At 72.6% G+C, this 17,997-nt stretch carries 16 protein-coding genes; 11 read left to right on the top strand and 5 right to left on the bottom strand.

Features of this window, described 5'->3' with window-relative positions:
- Window positions 1-40 precede the first annotated feature (40 nt).
- The gene (locus ACZ7L7_RS31945; RefSeq protein ID WP_472077750.1) at window positions 41-1,222 is read right to left on the bottom strand and encodes an aromatic ring-hydroxylating oxygenase subunit alpha; all 1,182 of its coding nucleotides are present in this window, start codon (window positions 1,220-1,222) and stop codon (window positions 41-43) included.
- Between the two features lie 384 nt (window positions 1,223-1,606).
- On the opposite strand from ACZ7L7_RS31945, the gene ACZ7L7_RS31940 reads away from it, so the two are divergent.
- The 9 genes from ACZ7L7_RS31940 to ACZ7L7_RS31900 all read left to right on the top strand — a co-directional run bounded on the left by ACZ7L7_RS31940 (window position 1,607) and on the right by ACZ7L7_RS31900 (window position 11,244).
- Window positions 1,607-2,008, top strand: coding sequence for a hypothetical protein (locus tag ACZ7L7_RS31940; RefSeq protein WP_285516274.1), 402 nt, complete (start codon window positions 1,607-1,609; stop codon window positions 2,006-2,008).
- On the top strand, window positions 2,005-3,297 hold the full coding sequence (locus ACZ7L7_RS31935; RefSeq protein WP_472077749.1) for an NADH-ubiquinone oxidoreductase-F iron-sulfur binding region domain-containing protein: 1,293 nt from the start codon (window positions 2,005-2,007) through the stop codon (window positions 3,295-3,297). The genes ACZ7L7_RS31940 and ACZ7L7_RS31935 overlap by 4 nt, the downstream gene beginning before the upstream one ends.
- A gap of 31 nt (window positions 3,298-3,328) precedes the next feature.
- The gene (locus ACZ7L7_RS31930) at window positions 3,329-3,520 is read left to right on the top strand and encodes a ferredoxin (RefSeq protein ID WP_093720033.1); all 192 of its coding nucleotides are present in this window, start codon (window positions 3,329-3,331) and stop codon (window positions 3,518-3,520) included.
- Between the two features lies 1 nt (window position 3,521).
- Window positions 3,522-5,585: an acetate--CoA ligase family protein gene (locus ACZ7L7_RS31925; RefSeq protein ID WP_471593390.1), complete on the top strand. Its 2,064-nt coding sequence runs from the start codon at window positions 3,522-3,524 to the stop codon at window positions 5,583-5,585.
- 25 nt (window positions 5,586-5,610) lie between these two features.
- Window positions 5,611-6,783: an acyl-CoA dehydrogenase family protein gene (locus tag ACZ7L7_RS31920; RefSeq protein WP_472077748.1), complete on the top strand. Its 1,173-nt coding sequence runs from the start codon at window positions 5,611-5,613 to the stop codon at window positions 6,781-6,783.
- A 53-nt stretch (window positions 6,784-6,836) separates the two neighbouring features.
- Window positions 6,837-8,009, top strand: coding sequence for an acyl-CoA dehydrogenase family protein (locus tag ACZ7L7_RS31915; protein WP_471593389.1), 1,173 nt, complete (start codon window positions 6,837-6,839; stop codon window positions 8,007-8,009).
- 15 nt (window positions 8,010-8,024) lie between these two features.
- Window positions 8,025-8,915 (top strand): 3-hydroxybutyryl-CoA dehydrogenase, encoded by an 891-nt coding sequence (locus ACZ7L7_RS31910; RefSeq protein ID WP_471593388.1) that lies wholly within the window; start codon window positions 8,025-8,027, stop codon window positions 8,913-8,915.
- A gap of 56 nt (window positions 8,916-8,971) precedes the next feature.
- Entirely contained in the window at window positions 8,972-9,580 is a 609-nt protein-coding gene (locus ACZ7L7_RS31905; protein ID WP_471593387.1) for a TetR/AcrR family transcriptional regulator, read from the top strand.
- A gap of 125 nt (window positions 9,581-9,705) precedes the next feature.
- Complete coding sequence (locus ACZ7L7_RS31900) at window positions 9,706-11,244, top strand: MFS transporter (RefSeq protein WP_285516310.1); 1,539 nt, start codon at window positions 9,706-9,708, stop codon at window positions 11,242-11,244.
- 12 nt (window positions 11,245-11,256) lie between these two features.
- Here ACZ7L7_RS31900 and ACZ7L7_RS31895 read toward each other — a convergent pair whose 3' ends face one another.
- Entirely contained in the window at window positions 11,257-13,431 is a 2,175-nt protein-coding gene (locus ACZ7L7_RS31895) for an FUSC family protein (protein ID WP_471593386.1), read from the bottom strand.
- 176 nt (window positions 13,432-13,607) lie between these two features.
- On the opposite strand from ACZ7L7_RS31895, the gene ACZ7L7_RS31890 reads away from it, so the two are divergent.
- Window positions 13,608-14,480 carry a hypothetical protein gene (locus ACZ7L7_RS31890; protein ID WP_285516282.1) on the top strand — a complete coding sequence of 291 codons (873 nt, stop codon included), beginning with the start codon at window positions 13,608-13,610 and terminating at the stop codon, window positions 14,478-14,480.
- 411 nt (window positions 14,481-14,891) lie between these two features.
- Here the strand turns inward: ACZ7L7_RS31890 and ACZ7L7_RS31885 are convergent, their stop codons facing one another.
- The 3 genes from ACZ7L7_RS31885 to ACZ7L7_RS31875 form a co-directional block, all read right to left on the bottom strand.
- Window positions 14,892-15,974, bottom strand: a complete 1,083-nt coding sequence (locus ACZ7L7_RS31885) for a CU044_5270 family protein (RefSeq protein WP_285516283.1) — start codon at window positions 15,972-15,974, stop codon at window positions 14,892-14,894.
- Window positions 15,971-16,519, bottom strand: coding sequence for an RNA polymerase sigma factor (locus ACZ7L7_RS31880; RefSeq protein WP_285516284.1), 549 nt, complete (start codon window positions 16,517-16,519; stop codon window positions 15,971-15,973). Before ACZ7L7_RS31880 ends, ACZ7L7_RS31885 begins: the two co-directional genes overlap by 4 nt.
- Before the next feature lie 115 nt (window positions 16,520-16,634).
- Window positions 16,635-17,111 (bottom strand): hypothetical protein, encoded by a 477-nt coding sequence (locus ACZ7L7_RS31875; protein WP_285516285.1) that lies wholly within the window; start codon window positions 17,109-17,111, stop codon window positions 16,635-16,637.
- Between the two features lie 54 nt (window positions 17,112-17,165).
- Here ACZ7L7_RS31875 and ACZ7L7_RS31870 point away from each other — a divergent pair, with 54 nt between their 5' ends.
- Entirely contained in the window at window positions 17,166-17,987 is an 822-nt protein-coding gene (locus ACZ7L7_RS31870) for a phosphotransferase family protein (protein WP_285516286.1), read from the top strand.
- Window positions 17,988-17,997 lie beyond the last annotated feature (10 nt).

Here is a 17,997-nt window from a genome sequence, read left to right as displayed (position 1 = left end):
ATGGCCGACGTCAGGGGCGCGGGTGCGGCGGGCTGGGGCGTCACTGGTCGCCCCCTTCCAGGTCCTGGCGGACGCGGCGGGCGAACCAGCCGACGGCGATCTCGCGCTGCGAGAGCGGTCCGGGCTCGAACCCCGGGGTGGCCATGCCGGCCTGGACGCGCTCCACCAGCTCGGCGTCCTCGTCGTTGGTGATCCAGCCGATGTGGATGTTCAGGCGCCGGGCCAGCCGGGTGCGGACGTCCTCGCCGTGCTTGGTGTAGAAGGCGCCGGGGATCGCCGCCCGGTCCTGGGCGGTGGGCAGGGCGGTCCACGCGAGCACGTGGTCAGGGTAGAAGTCGATGAGCGTGTTCGGGTAGATCACGGCGTACCGCCAGACCCGCCGGTCGGCCTCGGTGAGGCCGGGCATCGGGGTGGCGAGACGCTGGTAGAGCCGCTCGGTCCAGTTCGAGGAGGGCTTGTCCCGCAGCGGTGACTCGAACAGGACGTAGTTCTCCTGTACGTCCGCCTTGTACGCGGCGTAGTCGAGCAGGCGCATCAGGGCGGGGTGGGCGACCGGGACGTGGTAGCCCTCCAGATAGTTGTCGACGATCACCTTCCAGTTGGCGTTCTGGTGCTCGCCGCCCGCCTGGTCGTGGATGCGGTGCTTGCCGACCGGTACGAGGTCGGGGCCGGCGTAGCGGCCGACGGCCTCGGCGAGTCCGGCGCAGCTCTCGGCGAGCGGGGTCGCCTCCATGTCGAGGTTGACGAAGACGAAGCCGAGGAAGGACTCGACGTTGACCGGGTGCAGTCCCAGCTTGGGCTTGTCCAGGCAGGGGATGCGGCGGGCCTCTGGGGCGCCGACCAGGCGTCCGTCGAGCTTGTAGGTCCAGCCGTGGTAGGGGCAGCGAATGGCCTTGCCGGACGGCTCCGGGTCGGTGACCAGGCGGGTTCCGCGGTGCCGGCACACATTGAGGTGGGCGGCGAGGCCGCCGTCCTCGGTACGGACGACCAGTACTTCCCGGCCGGCCACGGGGGCGGTCAGACGGGCGCCGGTTTCGACGAGGTCGGACTCGTGGCAGACGAGCTGCCAGGACCTGGCGAAGATGCGGTCGGTCTCGGCCTTCGCGATGGCCGGATCGGTGTAGTAGCGGGCCGCCAGGGCCTGTCCCGGGTGCTCGGGGGGCGGGACCGGCGGAGTGGGAGCGGCGTCGACATCGGCTGGGCGAGTCGCCGAGGGGTGCATGGGGTCCTCCTCCGCGCCGCGTGGGCGGCGATGGGCGGTGAGGGGCGGCCGGGAGGCAGATGCAGGTCGTTTCCGGTGCCCTGCCGTGCGAAGGCAGGCTTCGGAGCTGCCTCGACCGGGCTGACTGATTGATTAGTCAGAGTGAGGTCGACGGCGGGGCAAGTCAAGACTTGTGGCCTGACTAATTAGTTAGTTAGTGTCGTGGCAGGCGGACGGCCCCGGGAATCGGACGTACTTCCCCGAAGCCCTCCGCAGAGCAGCCCGCGGACCCGGTCCGCGCCACGGCTCCCACCTGCTTCTCAGTGGCAGCGGAGCCCCCTCCCCCGTCATCGCCGCGCCGCCCCCGCTCCCGCGCCCCGGGAGCGGAGCATCCCGGAGGCACGCATGAGCGCTCGCCGAAGTCTCGTCTGGCTCGGTCTCACGCCCGAGCCCGAACAGGAGCTGCCCGCAGCGGTGGCCGCCCTGCGCTCCCCGCCGGACGGCCGCCCGCCCTCGGTCCTGGTCGCCGCCGAGCGCCGCCGCGTCCAGCGGCTGGTGCTGCGCGGCACCCAGCGGGCCTGGCTGCGCTATCTGCACGAGGTCACCGAACTGGTCGTCGAGGCGGCCCGGTCCCGGACCGCCGACGGCGGCGCCGCCCTGCTGGCCGGCGAGGTCGTCCTCGACCACCACCGCATGCTGATCGGCCTGCCCGGACGCGGCTACGACCGCACCGCCGCCCAGCGGCGGGACCTGGAGGGGGCGCTGGCCCGCCTGCGCACCCGCACCGAGTCCAGGAGCGCCGTATGACCAGGGTGTACTCCCTTCTCCCCGAAAGCGAAGCCGGCCTCCTCGGCGTACCGCACGGCACCGGGTACCTCGCCGCGGGCGGCTACGCGCCACTGGCCGGTGACCTGCTCGACCGGATCGACGCGGCAGGGCTGCGCGGCCGGGGCGGCGCCGGGTTCCCGGCCGCCGTCAAGCTCCGGGCCGTCCGGGATGCCGCGGCCCCCAAGGTCGTCGTCGCCAATGGCGAGGAGGGCGAACCGGGGTCCGTCAAGGACCGCTGGCTGCTGCGCCACCGCCCGCACACCGTGCTGGACGGACTGCGGCTGGCGGCGGCGCTGACCGGCGCCGGGCGTGGATACGTGTACGTCTCCGACCCCGCCGCCGAGCAGGCCGTACGCCGCGCCCTCGGCGAGTACGACCCCGGACTGCCCGTCGACGTCGTCCGCACCGAGCACACCTATGTCGCCGGCGAGGAGAGTGCCGTCGTACGCCGCATCGACGGCGGCCCGGCGCTGCCCACGGCCAAACCGCCGCGGCCCTTCGAGAGCGGGGTGGGCGGCGCGCCGACCCTCGTCGCCAATGTGGAGACGCTGGCCAGGATCGCGCTCCTGCACTCCCGTCCCGACGCGGCGGACGCCTACCTGGTCACCCTTGCCGGTGGAGGCGGTGGCACCGCGCTGGTGGAGGCCCCGGCCAAAACCCATCTGAAGGTCCTCGCCGACCTGTGCGGGTACGGCCGGTCCGAGGCGGTCCTGCAGGGCGGGATGTTCGGCGGGCTGTACGGCGAGGGCTGGCGGGACCTGCCCCTCGACCACGACGGCCTGCGCGACGCCGGTGCGGCCCTCGGCTGCGGGGCGCTGTACTTCCTCGGCCCCGAGGACTGCCCGGTCGCCGTCGCCGTCGAGGCCGCCTCCTACCTGGGCGCGCAGAGCGCCCGGCAGTGCGGTGTCTGTGTCTCCGGCACCGGAGCGATGGCCAACGCCCTCGCAGCCGTGGCCCGCGGCGAGGGGACCCCCGACACCCTTGCCCAACTCCGCCGCTGGTCAACTCAGTTGCCCGGTCGGGGCGCCTGCGCCCTGCTCGACGCCGCCGCCCGAGTCGTCGCCGCCCTCCTCGACCGCTTCCCCGACGTCCTGGACGCCCACCGAAGTCCTGGCTGCGCCGCCTGCGCGCGGCCGGCGCCCGACGACGGACGCCGCTTCACCGTCCCCCTGCCCGACGCCGTCGACGCCCACCCAAGTCCGGCCCGCGCCGCCTGCACACGCCCCGCCCGCGGCGACGGACGCCGCTTCACCGTCCCCCTGCCCTGAGCCCGCGCCCTGCTCTCCGAAAGGTCCCCTCATGAAACTCCTGCTGGACTCCACTCGCTGCCAGGGCTACGGCCTGTGCCAGGAACCCGCGCCCGACCAGATCGACCTCGACGAGTGGGGCTATGCCTCCGTCCGCGTCACCGAGGTGCCGCCCGGCGGCGAGGCCGACGCCGAGGCCGCCGTCGCCGCGTGCCCCAACTCCGCGCTGCGGCTGGTGAAGTGAGATGGGACGCGACCTCACCGCCCTCTTCGACCCGGTCTCCGTCGCCGTCGTCGGCGCCAGCGACGACCCCGCCAAGTACGGGCACGCCATCGCCGCCCAGGCCGTCCGCGCGGGCGGCCGCCGCCCCGTCCACCTCGTCAACCGCCGTGGCGGCACCGTCCTCGGCCGCAGCGCCGCGCCCAGCCTGAGCGCGATCGGGGAGCCCGTCGACCTCGCCGTGATCTCCGTGCCCGCCGCCGGGTTCGAGGAGGCCGTCGACGAGGCGCTGCGCTGCGGTGCCCGCGCGCTCGTCGCGATCACCGCCGGTTTCGCCGAGACCGGTGACGCCGGGCGCGCCCGGCAGGAGGCCGTCGCCGAGCGCGTACGGGCCGCCGGTGCGGTAATGGTCGGCCCCAACTGCCTCGGGCTCGCCGACAACACCACCGAACTCTTCATCGCCTCCGACACCTTCACACCGGGCGGAGTGGCCCTGCTCAGCCAGAGCGGCAACCTGGCGCTCGAACTCCAGCTCCGCTTCCGCCCGCACGGGCTCGGCTTCTCTCGGTTCGTCTCGCTCGGCAACCAGGCCGATGTCACCCTCGTCGACCTGCTGGCCGACTGCGCCCGGCACGAGGGCACGCAGGCGATCGCCGTGTACGCGGAGGACTTCGGCGACGGACGCGCCTTCGCCGAGGCCGCCGCCGAGGCCGGGAAACCGGTCGTGCTGCTGACCGCCGGGCGCGGGGACGCCTCCGCGCGCAGCGCCCAGTCGCACACCGGGGCGCTGACCACCTCCGCCGATGTGGTGGCCGCCGCGTGCCGGGACGCCGGGGTGGAACTGGTCGCCACGCCAAGGGAGTTGACCGTGGTCCTCGCCGCCCGGCAGGGCGGACGCCGGGCCTCGGGGCGCCGGGTCGCGGTGCTCACCGACGGCGGCGGGCACGGCGTCATCGCCGCCGACGCCGTGGAGGCCGCGGGGCTGGCCGTGCCCGAACTGGGCGGGCCGACGCGGGAGCGACTGCGGGACACGCTGTGGGAGCAGTCGGCCGTCGCCAACCCGGTGGACCTCGCCGGCATGGGCGAGCAGGACCCGGCGTCCTACGCGCGCACCGTCGAGGAGCTGCTGGCGGCCGAGGAGGTCGACGCGGTCCTGATGACCGGCTATTTCGGCGGCTACGCGGCCTCCGAGGGCGGGCTCGGCGGAGGCGGTACGGCGCTGGCGGACGGGGAGCAGGAGGCGGCGCGGCTGATCGCCGCCCGGCACCGGGCGACCGTCAAGCCGCTGGTGGTGCAGTCGATGTACCCCGAGTCGCCGAGCTGCCGCACCCTCGCCGCGGCGGGCATACCGGTCTTCTCCGCCACCGAGGACGCCGCACGCGCCCTCGCCGCCACCGCGTCGGGCGCGCCCCACACCGGTGTCGCTCCCCTGCCGAGCCCGGCGGAGCCACTGCACGCAACCGGCTACCTGGAGACCCGCAGAGCCCTTGAGGCCGCCGGGCTCGTCTTCCCCGCCGCCCGCGAGATCCACGACGAGGCCGAACTGCTCGCCGCCACCGAGGAGTTCGGCGGGCCGTACGTCCTCAAGGCGCTGCATCTGCTGCACAAGTCCGACGCGGGAGGCGTGGCCCTCGGCCTCGCCGGACCGGCCGAACTGCTCACCGCCTTCCGGGAGATGCACGCCAGACTCGGCGCGCCCTCCTACTCGGTGGAGGCCATGGCCGACCTCAGCGACGGCATCGAGCTGATCGTCGGCGTCAACCGCGACCCGCGCTTCGGCCCGGTCGCCATGGTGGGCCTGGGCGGAGTGCTCGCCGAGGCGCTGCACGATGTCGCCTTCACCCTCGCCCCGGTGCCCGCCGACCGCGCCGCGCACCTGCTGCGCGGGCTGCGTACCGCGGTCCTGCTCGACGGCGTGCGCGGCCGCCCGGCCGTCGACATCGACGCCGCCGCGGCCGCCGTCGAGGCGATCACCGACTTCGCCGCCGCACACCCCGAGATCGCCGAGATCGAGGTCAACCCCCTTCTCGTACGGCCCGACGGAGCCCTCGCGCTGGACTCCCGTGCCGTGCCGGCCCGCCCGAGCTGACCGACCACCCCAGGAAGAGGTCCCCATGGACATGCGCTACACCCCCGAGCAGGCCGACCTGAAGCGTCGCGCCGCCGAGTACGCCCAGCTCCTCATGCGGTACGAGAACCAGTCCGAGGAGGCCGGCGGTCCCCTGCCGCAGGAGCTGGTCGGGGAGTTGACCCGGGCCGCGATGGACGCCGGGGTCTACGCCATCAACATGCCCGCCGAGTGGGGCGGGGCCGGTCTGAGCCTGCTCGACCAGGTCATCGTGGAGGAGGAGTTCGGCAAGGTCACCAACTGTCTGTGGGACATCCCCTGGCGGCCCGCCAACGTCCTCGCCTACGGAGACGAGCGGCAGCGCGAGAAGTACCTGCTGCCGGTGATCCGCGCGGAGAAGTTCGACGCGTTCGCGGTCACCGAGCCCGGCGCGGGCTCCGACCCGTCCGCGGGCACCTCCACGGCCACCCGGGCGGAGGGCGGTTGGCTGCTCAACGGCGAGAAGTGGTTTGTCACTTGCGGTGACATCGCCGACTTCCTGCTGGTGCAGGCGGACGCCGGTCCGGAGAAGCTGCCCACGCTGTTCTTCGTCGGCAAGAACGCGCCCGGCGTTCGGATGACCCGCGTCCCGCGCTTCATGCACTCCGCCGTCAACGGGCACCCCGAGTTCACCTTCACCGATGTCTTCGTCGCCGACGAGGACGTGCTCGGCGGGGTCGGCAACGGCTACGAGCTGACCAAGGAGTGGTTCACCGACGAGCGCCTGATGATCGCCGCCCGTACGGTCGGGGCCGCCGAGCGGTGCCTGCAGCTCGCCCGGGACTGGGCCGTGGAGCGCGAGCAGTTCGGGGCGCCCATCGCCTCGTACCAGCTGATCCAGGGCATGCTCGCGGACTGCGCCGTCGACATCGCCGTCAACCGCGCCTACACCCACCAGGTCGCCTGGGAGGCCGACCAGCCCGGCACCGACCGCAAGACCCTGCACGCCAAGGCGTCCACCGCCAAACTCGCCGCCAGCGAGGCCGCGGGCCGGGTCGCCGACCGCTGCCTGCAGATCTTCGGCGGACGCGGCTACGACCGCACCTACCCCGTCGAGCGCATGTACCGCGAGCTGCGCGTGGACCGGATCTGGGAGGGCACCTCCGAGATCCAGCGGCTCATCATCGCCAACGAGCTCATCAAGCGCGGCACCCGGGCCCTCGCCCTGCCCACGCACTGACACCCCTCCCCTCCCCTCCCCTCCCTTTCCGATCCGAACCCCGAGGACTCTTCATGGACTTCCGCCTCACCCCGCGCCAGGTCGAGCTCAAGAGCGCCGCGCGTTCCCTGACCGACTTCATCGCCGGCTACGAGACGCAGTGCGAGGAGGAGAACGGCCTGCCCGCCGACGCGCACGCCAAGATCCGCGACGCGGTGCTGGACGCCGGGCTCCAGGCCGTCAACATGCCCGCCGAATGGGGCGGCGCCGGTCTTACCATCGCCGAACAGGTCACCGTGCAGGAGGAGTTGGGACGGCTGACCGGCGCCCTGTGGGACATGGTGTGGCGGCCGGCGAACGCGCTGCGCTTCTGCACCCCGGAGCAGCGCGAGCGGTTCCTGATCCCGGTGATCAAGGGTGAGCGGCGCGACTGCTACGCCGTCACCGAGCCCGGCGCGGGCTCCGACCCGCAGAACCTGGCCACCACCGCCACCAGGAACGACCGGGGATGGGTGCTCAACGGCGAGAAGTGGTTCGTGACCGTCGGCGACCACGCCGACTTCATGATCGTGCTCGCGGCGGCGGGAGAGGATCGCGCGCCCACGCTGTTCCTGGTCGACAAGGACACCCCGGGCATCGAGATGACCCGCGTCCCGCGCTTCATGCACACCTTCGTCTACGAGCACCCGGAGTTCACCTTCGCCGATGTCCAGGTCGGCGAGGACGCGGTCCTCGGCGGCATCGGCGAGGGCTACGACATCACCCGGTCCTGGTTCACCGAGGAGCGCCTGATGATCGCCGCCCGGACCACCGGCGCCGCCGAGCGGGCGCTGGAGCTGTCACGGGACTGGGCGGTGGAGCGCGAGCAGTTCGGGGCGCCGATCTCCTCGTACCAGCTGATCCAGGGCATGCTCGCGGACTGCGCCGTCGACATCGCCGTCAACCGCGCCTACACCCACCAGGTGGCCTGGGAGGTCGACAACTCCCCGGCGGAGGACCGCAAGACGCTGCACGCCAAGGCGGCCATCGCCAAGCTCGCCGCGAGCGAGGCGTCCGGCCGGGTGATCGACCGCTGCCTGCAGATCCACGGCGGCCGGGGCTACGACCGGGCGTACGCGGTCGAGCGGCTCTACCGCGAGTTGCGTGTGGACCGGATCTGGGAGGGCACCTCCGAGATCCAGCGGCTGATCATCGCCAACGAGCTGATCAAGCGCGGCTCGGGTGTCCTGGACCTGCCCACCGCCTGACGGAGAGGAACTTCGATGACGGACATCAAGCGCGTCGGGGTCGTCGGCTGCGGGCTGATGGGCGCCGGGATCGCCGAGGTCTGCGCCCGGGCCGATCTGCCGGTCACGGTCGTGGAACGCGACGCTCAGGCGGCCCGCGCCGGCCGGCTGCGCATCGAGCGCTCGCTGGACCGGGCCGCGGCGGGCGGCAGGATCGGCGCGGAGCGGCGGGACGCCGTCGCGTCCCTGATCACCGTCGTCGACGACCTCGACGCGCTGCGCGAGCACGACCTGGTGATCGAGGCGGTGGCCGAGGACGAGGCCCTCAAGGTCGGCGTCTTCACCCGCCTCGACACCGTGGTCACCGGCGAGCGCGGCATCCTGGCGACGAACACCTCGTCCATCCCGGTCATCCGGCTGGCCGCCGCGACGAGCCGCCCCGACCGCGTGATCGGTGTGCACTTCTTCAACCCGGTACCGGTGCTGCGGCTCGTGGAACTGGTTCCGTCGCTGCTCACCTCGCCCGAAACCGCCGCCCGCGCGGAGGAGTTCGCGACCGGTGTGCTCGGCAAGGAGGTCGTGCGGACCCGGGACAAGGCGGGCTTCGTCGTCAACGCGCTGCTCGTGCCCTACCTCCTGGCCGCGATCCGCATGGTGGAGTCGGGCAGCGCGAGCGTCGAGGACGTCGACCGCGGCATGGTCCTGGGCTGCGCGCACCCGCTGGGCCCGCTCGCCCTGACCGACCTGATCGGCCTGGACACCACCCGGGCCATCGCGGAGTCGCTGTACGCGGAGTTCCGCGAGCCGCAGTACTCGCCGCCCCCGCTGCTGTCGCGGATGGTCGAGGCCGGACTGCTGGGCCGTAAGTCGGGCCGGGGCTTCCACGTGTACGACGAGGCTTCCCGACCCGCGCCGGCCCCGGCGTGACCTTCGTGGGGGAAGATGGTCATGACTCACGGGCACCGGACGAGGGGAGTCGCAACGTGCCGACCAAGGTGCGCACAGCAGACACGCGCGAGCGCATCCTGACCGCGGCGTGCGAGGTCATCGCCGACATCGGGTTCGAGAAGATCCGGATGCGGATGGTCGCGGAGCGGGCCGGGGTGTCCACGGCCCTGCTCCACTACCACTTCGACACGCGCGAGAAGCTGTTCACCGAGGCGATGACCCACTCCTTCGCCAACACGGCCGTCGACGTGGAACGTGACGCGGAGACGGCCCCGGCGGCGGTCGTGCTGGCCCGTATCGTGCGCAGCCTGCTGCCCACCGACCCCCAGCTCCACCAGGACTGGCGGCTGTGGCAGGAGCTGTGGGTGCGGGCGCTGCGCGACGAGACCACCCGGGTCTACGCCGTGGACCTGTACGCCCAGTTGCACGGCTGGGTGTCGGGCGCGATCCGGCGCGGCATCGACTCCGGCGAGTTCACGCCGACCGACGTGGACGAGCTGAGCACGCTGGTGCTGTCGCTCAGCGACGGCTACGGCATCCGCCTGATGCTGCGCGACCCGACGGTCACCCTGGACTCGGCGATCGCCGCGATCTGGCGGCATGTCGCGGCGGCGCTCGGGGCACCCGCCGAGCCGCCCGCCTGACGGTCCCCGCTGCGAGGTTCCCCGGTCCGTCGCAGACTGGGAAGGTGAGTGACACGCACCTGGGGCGTGGTGACACCACGCCCGCGCCTCGCTCGGCGCATCAGCAGACGCTGGCACTCGCGGCGATGATGTTCGCGGTCGCGATGACCTTCATCGACCAGACCATCGTCTCCATCGCCGCCCCGGACATCGTCCGGGAGCTGGAGTTGTCAGCGTCCGGTATGCAGTGGGTGATCAACGCCTACCTGCTGGCCCTCGCCGCCTGTTTCGCCGTCGGCGGCCGTCTGGCCGACCTGTACGGCCCGCGGCGGATCGTGGTCATCGGCACCATCGTGTTCGTCGTCGCCTCCGTGATGTGCGGCTGTGTACCCAAGGGGGACGTGGCGCAGAGCTGGCTCATCGCGTTCCGGGCCGTTCAGGGCTTCGGCGCGGCGCTGCTCTTCCCCGCCGCGCTCGCGGTGGTCGTCGCGGTGTTCCCGCCCGAGCGCCGGGGCCGCGCCCTGGCCCTGTTCTTCGGGCTCTCCGGGGCGCTGACGGCCGTGGGGCCACTGCTAGGCGGCTGGCTCACCGCGGCGTGGACCTGGCGGGCGGTGTTCTGGGTCAACGTGCCCATGGCCGTGATCGCGCTGGTCCTGACCGCGATGGCGCACATCGACGACCGTCGCCGGCCCGGCACTCTCGACCTGGTCGGCGCGGGCCTGATGGCGGCCGGTATGGGCCTGAGCGTGCTCGGCTTCCAGCAGTCCTTCATCTGGGGCTGGGACAACCCCGCCACCTGGCTGTGCATCGCGGGCGGCCTGGTGATCATCGGCTACTTCGTGCACTACGAACGCGGTGTCGAGCACCCGCTGATCGACTTGCGGGTCTTCAAGGACCGGGGCTTCGCCATCGACTCGGCGGTGCTGTTCTTCGCCATGCTCGCCTTCGTCCCGCTGTTCTTCTTCGCGTCCGTGTACGCCCAGGTCTCGCTCAGCGCCTCGCCGAACCAGGCGGCGCTGTTCCTGCTGTACGTCTTCGCCGGGTTCGCCATCGCCTCGCAGTGGGGCGGGCGGATCCTCGACAAGCAGGGCGCGCGACCGGCGCTGAAGATCGGCGGCATCCTGGGCTGTGTCGGCTTCGCGCTGTGGGCGGGCGAGCTGACCAACCTGAACATGCACGACCAGTGGCCGTACGCGGCGATGGCGGGCGCGGGCATCGGCTTCATCCTGGCCCCCGCCTCCACGGACGCCGTCAACCGCGCCATCGGCCCGTCCTACGGCGAGGTCACGGGCATCACCCAGACCGTGCGCAACTACGCGGCGAGCGTCGGCATGGCCGTCTTCGGCACCATGCTGACCCACGTCACCCGCTCGAACATCACCGGCACCCTGGAATCGCGGGGCCTGTCGAGCGAGGAGGCCCGCGACGCGGCGCACAGCGTCAGCAGCGCCATCACCGGCAGCGGCGACGCCGACCCGCCCTCGGGCACGGGCCCTGGCTCCGACCAGTTGCGGGAGATCGTGGGCGCGGTGCAGACGGACTTCGCCGAGGCGAACCAGTGGGTGTTCTACGGCATGGCCATCGCCCTCGGGATCGCGTTCCTGTTCGCGCTGCGGCACCCGGGCGGCACGGTGGCCTCCGCGGAGGAGGAGCACAAGGAGCCCGCGCCCGCGCAGATGGGCTGACCGGGCCGCATGTCAGCCGGTCCTGCTGCCCGGGCCGTCCGGGCCGTCCGTTCGGCCAGGGCTGTCCGGGCCGCGGGACATCCGCGCCAGGTCGGCTGCCAGGGACTCCAGCCAGCCGAGGACGGCGTAGTACTGCCGGGTCGCGTCCACGGGCTCGGGCGTGAACTCGGCGAACAGCGGATCCACCCGGGGGACGGACAGGGACGGTGTGTCCGCGCCGGGGTCCAGGGCTGCGGAGACCAGCAGCATGCGCCCGGCCGTCCGCTCGCCGAGCGCGCCCACGGCACGGGCCGTCGCAGGGGCCGGTGTGGCGACGGGCGGGGTCAGCAGCCGCTCGGACCCCCACAGGGTGTGGTGCCCGGCGATGAGCGTGGTCTGCCAGTCCACCGTCGGCCCCGTGCCGGTGAGAGTGGTGGGCTCGCTCTGGAACTGCGCGTAGGCCGACTCGGCGAGGACGACGGCGTGGTGCAGCGACCGGTGTCCGGGCGGCACCGCGGACACGATCGCGGCGGCCCCGCCCGCCACGGACGAGGTGGTCGCCACCACGACCTCGGCGGCCGAGCGCAGCAGTTCCGCGGCCGCGCGGCGCATCTCCTCCTGGGCCCCACGGGGCCACGCCAGCAGCCCGACCACCGCGCCGATGGTGCTGCCGACCAGCACGTCGAGCAGGCGCACCTCCGCGAGCTGCCAGGTGGACGGCTCCAGCTGCGCGAACACCAGGGCCACCAGCACGGTGAACAGGCCCTGGGCCCAGCCGACGCCCTTGACCGGCCCGACGGTGAAGGCGAGGAGCATCCACAGCGGCAGCAGGACGGCGTACACGTCCGTGTGGGTGCCCACGAAGGTCAGGATCGCTGCGGTCAGCAGCGCCCCGGCCAGGGTGCCGGTGAGCGCGAGCCGTACGGTGCGCCGGGTCGCCTCCAGGGTGGTCCGGGTGAGGCTGAGCGTGGCCAGCGTGGCCCAGAAGCCGTGCGGCAGCGTGTCGATCCCGGCGACGAGCCGCGCCGCCGTGAGGGCCAGCGCGATCCGCACCGCGTTCTGGAAGAGCACCGAGCGTCGCCCGGCGTGGCCGCGCAGCCGGTGCCACCACAGCACCGGAAGCGGGACGGCGGCGTACCAGAACCGCTCCACCGGCGCCTGCACCTCGGCGTGCCGCCCGTGTGCGGCACGGTCGGCCGCCGCCGCCGTCGCGAGCGCCGCGTCGGCGATCTCCAGCACGGCGGCGTGCCCGCGCAGGACGGCGGGCGGGAACCCGGAGGTGCTGGCGGGCATGGCGGCCAGCGCGGCACGGGCCGTGGAGAGCTCGTCGTACCGCCGCACCGGCGAGGGCTCGCCGCGCAGGCATCCGGCCGTCGCCGTGGCGAGGCCGGCCACGGCGCGCAGTACGGCGGTGACCTCGGGCTCCGGCGTCCGAGGCGGGACGGGGAGCCACGACAGGCGGTTCAGGAGGGTGCGCACGGCGAGGCCGGTGTGGGCGAGGGCCCGCGCCCGCACGTCGGGCCCTGCCGGACGCTCCGCCTCGGGCACCATCAGCGACCGCAGGCCATGCCCCGTCTGCTCGGCCGCGTCCCGGTCGGCGTCCGCGAGGGCGTACGGCGGTACGGCAAGGGCGCTCGCGCAGTGGGCGGCGGTCCGGGCACCCCGCGCCGCTCGCTCCTCGTAGGGCGCCGGGGCGGGCTCGGGGCGGATCAGTGCCTCGGCCACGATCAGCAGCGCCAGCCCGGTCGTCGTACCGACCAGCCGGTCGCCGAGCGAGTCGGGGTCGTAGGGCGGGAACGACGGCAGCATGTAGAGCAGTTGCAGACCGGGGGCCGCGCCCGCCGGGCGGGGGCCGCCCACGGCGGAGAAGGCCAGCAGGAAGCCGACCGCCAGCATCCCGAGGACGGCGCTCCAGGTACGCACCGAGAGATAGGTGCCGATGACCACCAGCGCCCAGCACACCGGCAGCACCCGCAGCATGGTCGCGGCCCGCTGCCGCCCGGTTCCCGGGATCCTGGACAGCCCGCCGAGGGACACCGCGGCGAAGAGGGCGTAGGTGGCAGCGACGGGATTGTCGAGTCCGTAGCGGAACAGGTAGAAGCCGATCGCGGCGGCCAGGGCCACACGCACGGCCCGGCGGCCGGATGCGGCGTAGGCAGCCGGGTTGGCGTGGCCAGCCGGAAACGCGTGGGCCGGGGCACCCTTCACTTCCTCAGGATCACCCGGTCCGGGCGGGCGTGCCGCTCGGCCGTGCCGACCGCCTGAGCCCGCGCCCGCGCCTTGGGATGTCAGCTGCGCCCGGCATGTGCGAAACGGCTGAAAACCGCAGCTTCGGTCCAGGCGCGGACGGAAAGGATGTCCCGGTCATCGCGAAGGGAGGGCGCGTGGCACGACGGGACATGGAACAGATGATCGGCGAGATCAGGGGGATGCTGGCGGACCCCACCACCGGTCTCACCGCGCAGCACCAAGTGCAGGAGAGCCGGCACGGCAAGGTCCTTGAGCACGTCACCTACAGCACGACCGGGGTGCGGGAGGAGAACCGCGAACTGCGGCGTCGCCAGGAGCGGATGCTCACCGAGCTGGGCAAGGTCCGCTCCGCGGTCGACGAGCTGCGCCGCGAGATCGCCCAGGCGTGGGCGCACATCGTGACGGTGCGTCGTGATCCCCGTCCGGGGGAGGTTCCGGACCCGACACCGGCCCTGGAGGCCGCCGACAGTTTCGACGACGAGCGGAAGGACGAGATTCCCGTGGCCGACCAGCCCACGCCGAACGCGGCCGAGGGCCCGTCAGACCGGGTCCCAGGCCCCTTGGCCGTCACTGATGGCGCCCCGCCCGCCACGCGGAACGCCGCAGAGGACTCCGCGTCCACACCCGACCAGCAGGAGGAGTACCGGCGGGGACTGCTGGCGGCGGCCGCCGTCTCCTCCGCGCGGCTGATCTGCCACAAGGACACCTGGGCGTTCCTCGTGGAGAAGTCCGTCGCCCACAGCCACTTCCGGCTCCCGGACCGCATCACGGACACCGACGACGGGCAGATCGACACTCATCTCTCCGGCCGCTCCCTGCTGGCGGTGCTGGTCACGACCCGGCAGATCCTCGACAGCCCGGCCGGCGACGACCTGGCCGCCTGGGCCCTGGCCCACGTCATCCACACCCGCACGCACGAGGCGGTGACCGCGGCGGCGGGCTCGGGGCGATCCGGGCAGGGCGAAGTCACGACCATCGTCCTGGACGACCGCCCGGCGGGTGGCTAGGCCGCCCTCGTCAACTGCCGGCGCAGGGTGCGCACATCCTGGGTGAAGGAGGTGACCGCCGGTTCCTTGTTCCAGTGGGGAGCACTGCCGCGTCAACGCGCCTGTCCGGTGTGCTGGTCGCACCAGCGTGCAGGGAAGGGAGCGAGTCACGGTCACTGTCGACCGGCATCGCGGTCGTCGTCTGGTACGCATGTCAGTGCAGCGAGTTATGGTCCCGCTCGCACCTGTCGTGGCCGAGTTGAGCCTGCCCTCCCCCAAGACCCGATACGTTTGCCGGGACATCGATGACACCGTAGAAACTGACGTCTGCGGCTCCCTCAGCCACTTGGTCCTCCTGACCGAGGCCCCCGGCACCCGCCCCACCGCCCGACGTGGACCGCCCTACGGGCGTCGCGCTCCACTGCTGCCGCCTCACGGCCTTTCACGGGTGGTGGACACGCGGCCCCGTTCGAGGGTCTCGGTCACGGTGAGGGTGGCGGGGACGGAGACATTGAGGCGCCGGGCGTGCCCGAACAGGGCCGACTCCGCACCGACCGGACAGCCCGTCTCCGGGTCGAACAGCACGGTCTCCCGTTGCCTGCTGCCCTCGGACGTCTCGCTCTGCGACACCGCGATCGCGGGGCGGCCGTTCCAGGTCGTGGTGGTCGCCACGGTCACGTCGGTGCTGTCGGCCAGTACGCGCAGGGCGGCCGCGCGCAGACGCGGATCGACGGGGCCGGTCCTCCCCGCGTACGTAAGCATGTCGTGCACCCCGTAGACGATCATGCCGCCCTCCCAATTGACTTCGGTCAACTGTCGTGCGAGGACGCGCGAGTCGGTCGAGAAGGGTGCCACTCCGCCCCAGTCGTCGCCTTCCGGGGCGGGGAACCCCCCGGGCCCGAAGTTCCGGTCCTCAACCCCTGTGCCTGCCACGAGTCCGGCGTCCTGGGCGTCCTTGCGCTGCTCCGGGTTGGGGTAGAGGGGTTCGCCGTAGGCGCTGCGCTGCCGACCGGAGCGGTCCTCGGCGACCCACGATTCGGTCACTGTCGGAACGGCGGCGTTCGCCACGCCCCCGGGGACGTCTCCTGCGGTGTGCAGCCACCATCCCCAAGTCTTCGCGTACTGGTAAGTGCCCTGCGTGGGCTCGGGTTCGAGCCGTTCGACGCGCCGCGCGAACGCCTGGAGATACGCCTGCGCCGACTTCCCTTCGACCGGGTGCAGGGACAGCACCGGCGGGGTGTAGGCGACCGGGGCCGGTGCCCCGGCATCGCCCTGGACGAGGTCGCCGCCTACGCCCGCCACAGCGGCGCCGACAGTCACCAGGCCCGCCCCCAGGAGCACTTGGCGCCGCCCTGGGCTCGGGCGCACCCGCCGCGGACGCCGGGAATCGCGCAACGCCTGGAGCGTACGCTCCGCATGCGGCGTCAGCAGGGAGCCCGTGCCCTCTCGGGGATCGCCGGCCGGATCGTTGGCCGCGGTGAGCAGCGCTCGCACCTGTTCCAGGTCTCGCTTCACGTCGCCGTCCTCTCCGTCACAGAGCCTTGGTCGACAACTGCCGGTGCTTCATTCACGAGTTCACGCTCCAGCCTTCGGCGGGCGCGGTGCAGCCGCACGGCGAAGGTGGCTTTGCTGCACCCGAGCGCCTGGGCGGCCTCATGCGGATCCAGGCCGTCCCACGACACCAGCATCAGCACCTCGCGGTCCCGTTCCGGCAGCCGTTCGAGTACCCGGGCAGCGCCCAGACGTTCCAGGACTTCGGCGTCCGCGCCGGGTTCGCCGCCCAGGGTGTCCTCCTCGTCGCGCAACCGGCCTGCCAGCCGGTCCGCCCGCCCCTGCGCCCGCCGCGCGTTCGCGGCAACCCGCCGAGCGATGCCGTACAGCCACGGCAGGGCGGCGCCTTTCCGTGTCGACCAGCGTTCCCAGGCGATCGTGAAGACGTCAGAGACGGCGTCGTCGACCAGGTCCGGCGGCAGTCTGCGTCTCACGTACCTGCTCACGGCGTGGTACGAGTCGCGGTACTCCCCCTCGAACCGAGACCAGTCATCTGCGCTCTCCCCCACACGGCCTCCCCTTCCGATGATGCTCGCGGACTGTCTGTGTCCGGCGCGGCACGGCGATTACAGGGGCTTCCGCATTTTCGGGCGTTGCGCGATGGGGGACAGTGCCGTACCTGCCCTACGACGGCCAGACGACCACACCGTCCCGCACCACCAACGGCTCGGGCCGCACCTCCTCGTAAAACCGGGTCCATCCGACGTTCACGCCCCCGTCCGGCCGGCGATGGACATCATGGGCCCTGTCCGCCAACCAGGTCAGGAGGGTGCCCGTGCGGTCGAAGTCGTCCGGGTGGATCTCCTGGCGACTGGTCAGGGCCCAGCCGCTTCGCCACGCGTCCTCCTTGCGCAGCAGGACCGAGAAGAGCGCACCTCCCACCTTGTACGCCTCGCCCTGGCAACTCAGCAGAGGCTCGGGAACCTCCTCGACCTCGACTTCCTCGCCCTCCACCTCCATCACCAACGAAGACCCGGTCACGATGTTCAGCCCCTCCGGCCGGGGTCCCAGCCCCACATGCCAGCGCAGCTCCGCGACTTCCGCCTCCGACACATCGTCACGGAGGTCGAGAGCAAGCATGAGTTCATAGATGTCAGCCACGGCGGACACCCTAGATCCCGCCTCTGACAGCGGGTTGGGGCAGGATTTCTTCTCATGAGTTCTCGCCGCTGGGGCACCCATGGGATCGAGGTGATCTCGGATCGCGTGATCAAACGGTTCGCAACCGGCAACGACGGCCGTGCTGCACGCGAGTGGCGGGGATTGACGCTCCTCACCACTCACAGTCCAGGGCTCGCTCCGGAACCGTGCGAAGCCGATCTGGCAGCCGAGAGGCCCATCGTCGTGATGTCGCGGCTCACCGGCCGGCCTCTGCGTGGCACCGCCCTGGGGAACCGGCACCTCGACGCGCTCGCCGAGGCCGTGACCGCACTCCACAGCGCGGTGCCAGCCCCGGTTCTGCGCACCGTCCCGCCACGGCCGACCCTCCCACCCGACTTGGTCCGCCTGATCCACAGGTGGGCGGCCGAGGCCCCGTCGCCCCGCACCGGCGGACCCGTCGGGCAGGCCATGGACGCAGGGCTGCGCTGGCTGGCCGGTACCCGGTTCCACGCGGACCACCGGCAGGGCGTCCCGGAGGTCTTCGGCCCCGGCGACGGGAACCTCGCCAACTACCTGTGGGACGGCTCCCGGGTCCAGGTCGTCGACTTCGAGGACTCGGGCCGCAGCGACCGCGCCTACGAGCTGGCCGAGATCAGCGAGCACGTCGGCAGTTGGGTCGAGCAGCCCTTCGACGTGGCCGGGTTCCTGGCTCGCTTCGACCTTTCCCCCGCGGAGACGGCACGACTGCGGGAGTGTCGGCGCCTGCTGGCACTGGTGTGGCTGTTCCTGCTGGCGAGAGACGATCCCGGCAATCCGCGAAACCCTGTCGGCACCGCGGACAAGCAGGCACTCCGGCTCTTGGAACTGCTCGGCTGACCGCGAGCCG

This window comes from Streptomyces sp. NPDC110618, assembly GCF_055657065.1.
Note: the sequence above shows the minus strand (reverse complement) of the source record. Positions and strands in the feature narration are given on the sequence as shown.

Coding starts and splice junctions, on each gene's coding strand:
- ACZ7L7_RS31935 (WP_472077749.1), top strand. CDS start 2,005: ATGACCAGGGTGTACTCCCTTCTCCCCGAAAGCGAAGCCGGCCTCCTC.
- ACZ7L7_RS31920 (WP_472077748.1), top strand. CDS start 5,611: ATGGACATGCGCTACACCCCCGAGCAGGCCGACCTGAAGCGTCGCGCC.
- ACZ7L7_RS31915 (WP_471593389.1), top strand. CDS start 6,837: ATGGACTTCCGCCTCACCCCGCGCCAGGTCGAGCTCAAGAGCGCCGCG.
- ACZ7L7_RS31925 (WP_471593390.1), top strand. CDS start 3,522: ATGGGACGCGACCTCACCGCCCTCTTCGACCCGGTCTCCGTCGCCGTC.
- ACZ7L7_RS31910 (WP_471593388.1), top strand. CDS start 8,025: ATGACGGACATCAAGCGCGTCGGGGTCGTCGGCTGCGGGCTGATGGGC.
- ACZ7L7_RS31930 (WP_093720033.1), top strand. CDS start 3,329: ATGAAACTCCTGCTGGACTCCACTCGCTGCCAGGGCTACGGCCTGTGC.
- ACZ7L7_RS31940 (WP_285516274.1), top strand. CDS start 1,607: ATGAGCGCTCGCCGAAGTCTCGTCTGGCTCGGTCTCACGCCCGAGCCC.
- ACZ7L7_RS31945 (WP_472077750.1), bottom strand. CDS start 1,222: ATGCACCCCTCGGCGACTCGCCCAGCCGATGTCGACGCCGCTCCCACT.
- ACZ7L7_RS31870 (WP_285516286.1), top strand. CDS start 17,166: ATGAGTTCTCGCCGCTGGGGCACCCATGGGATCGAGGTGATCTCGGAT.
- ACZ7L7_RS31900 (WP_285516310.1), top strand. CDS start 9,706: ATGATGTTCGCGGTCGCGATGACCTTCATCGACCAGACCATCGTCTCC.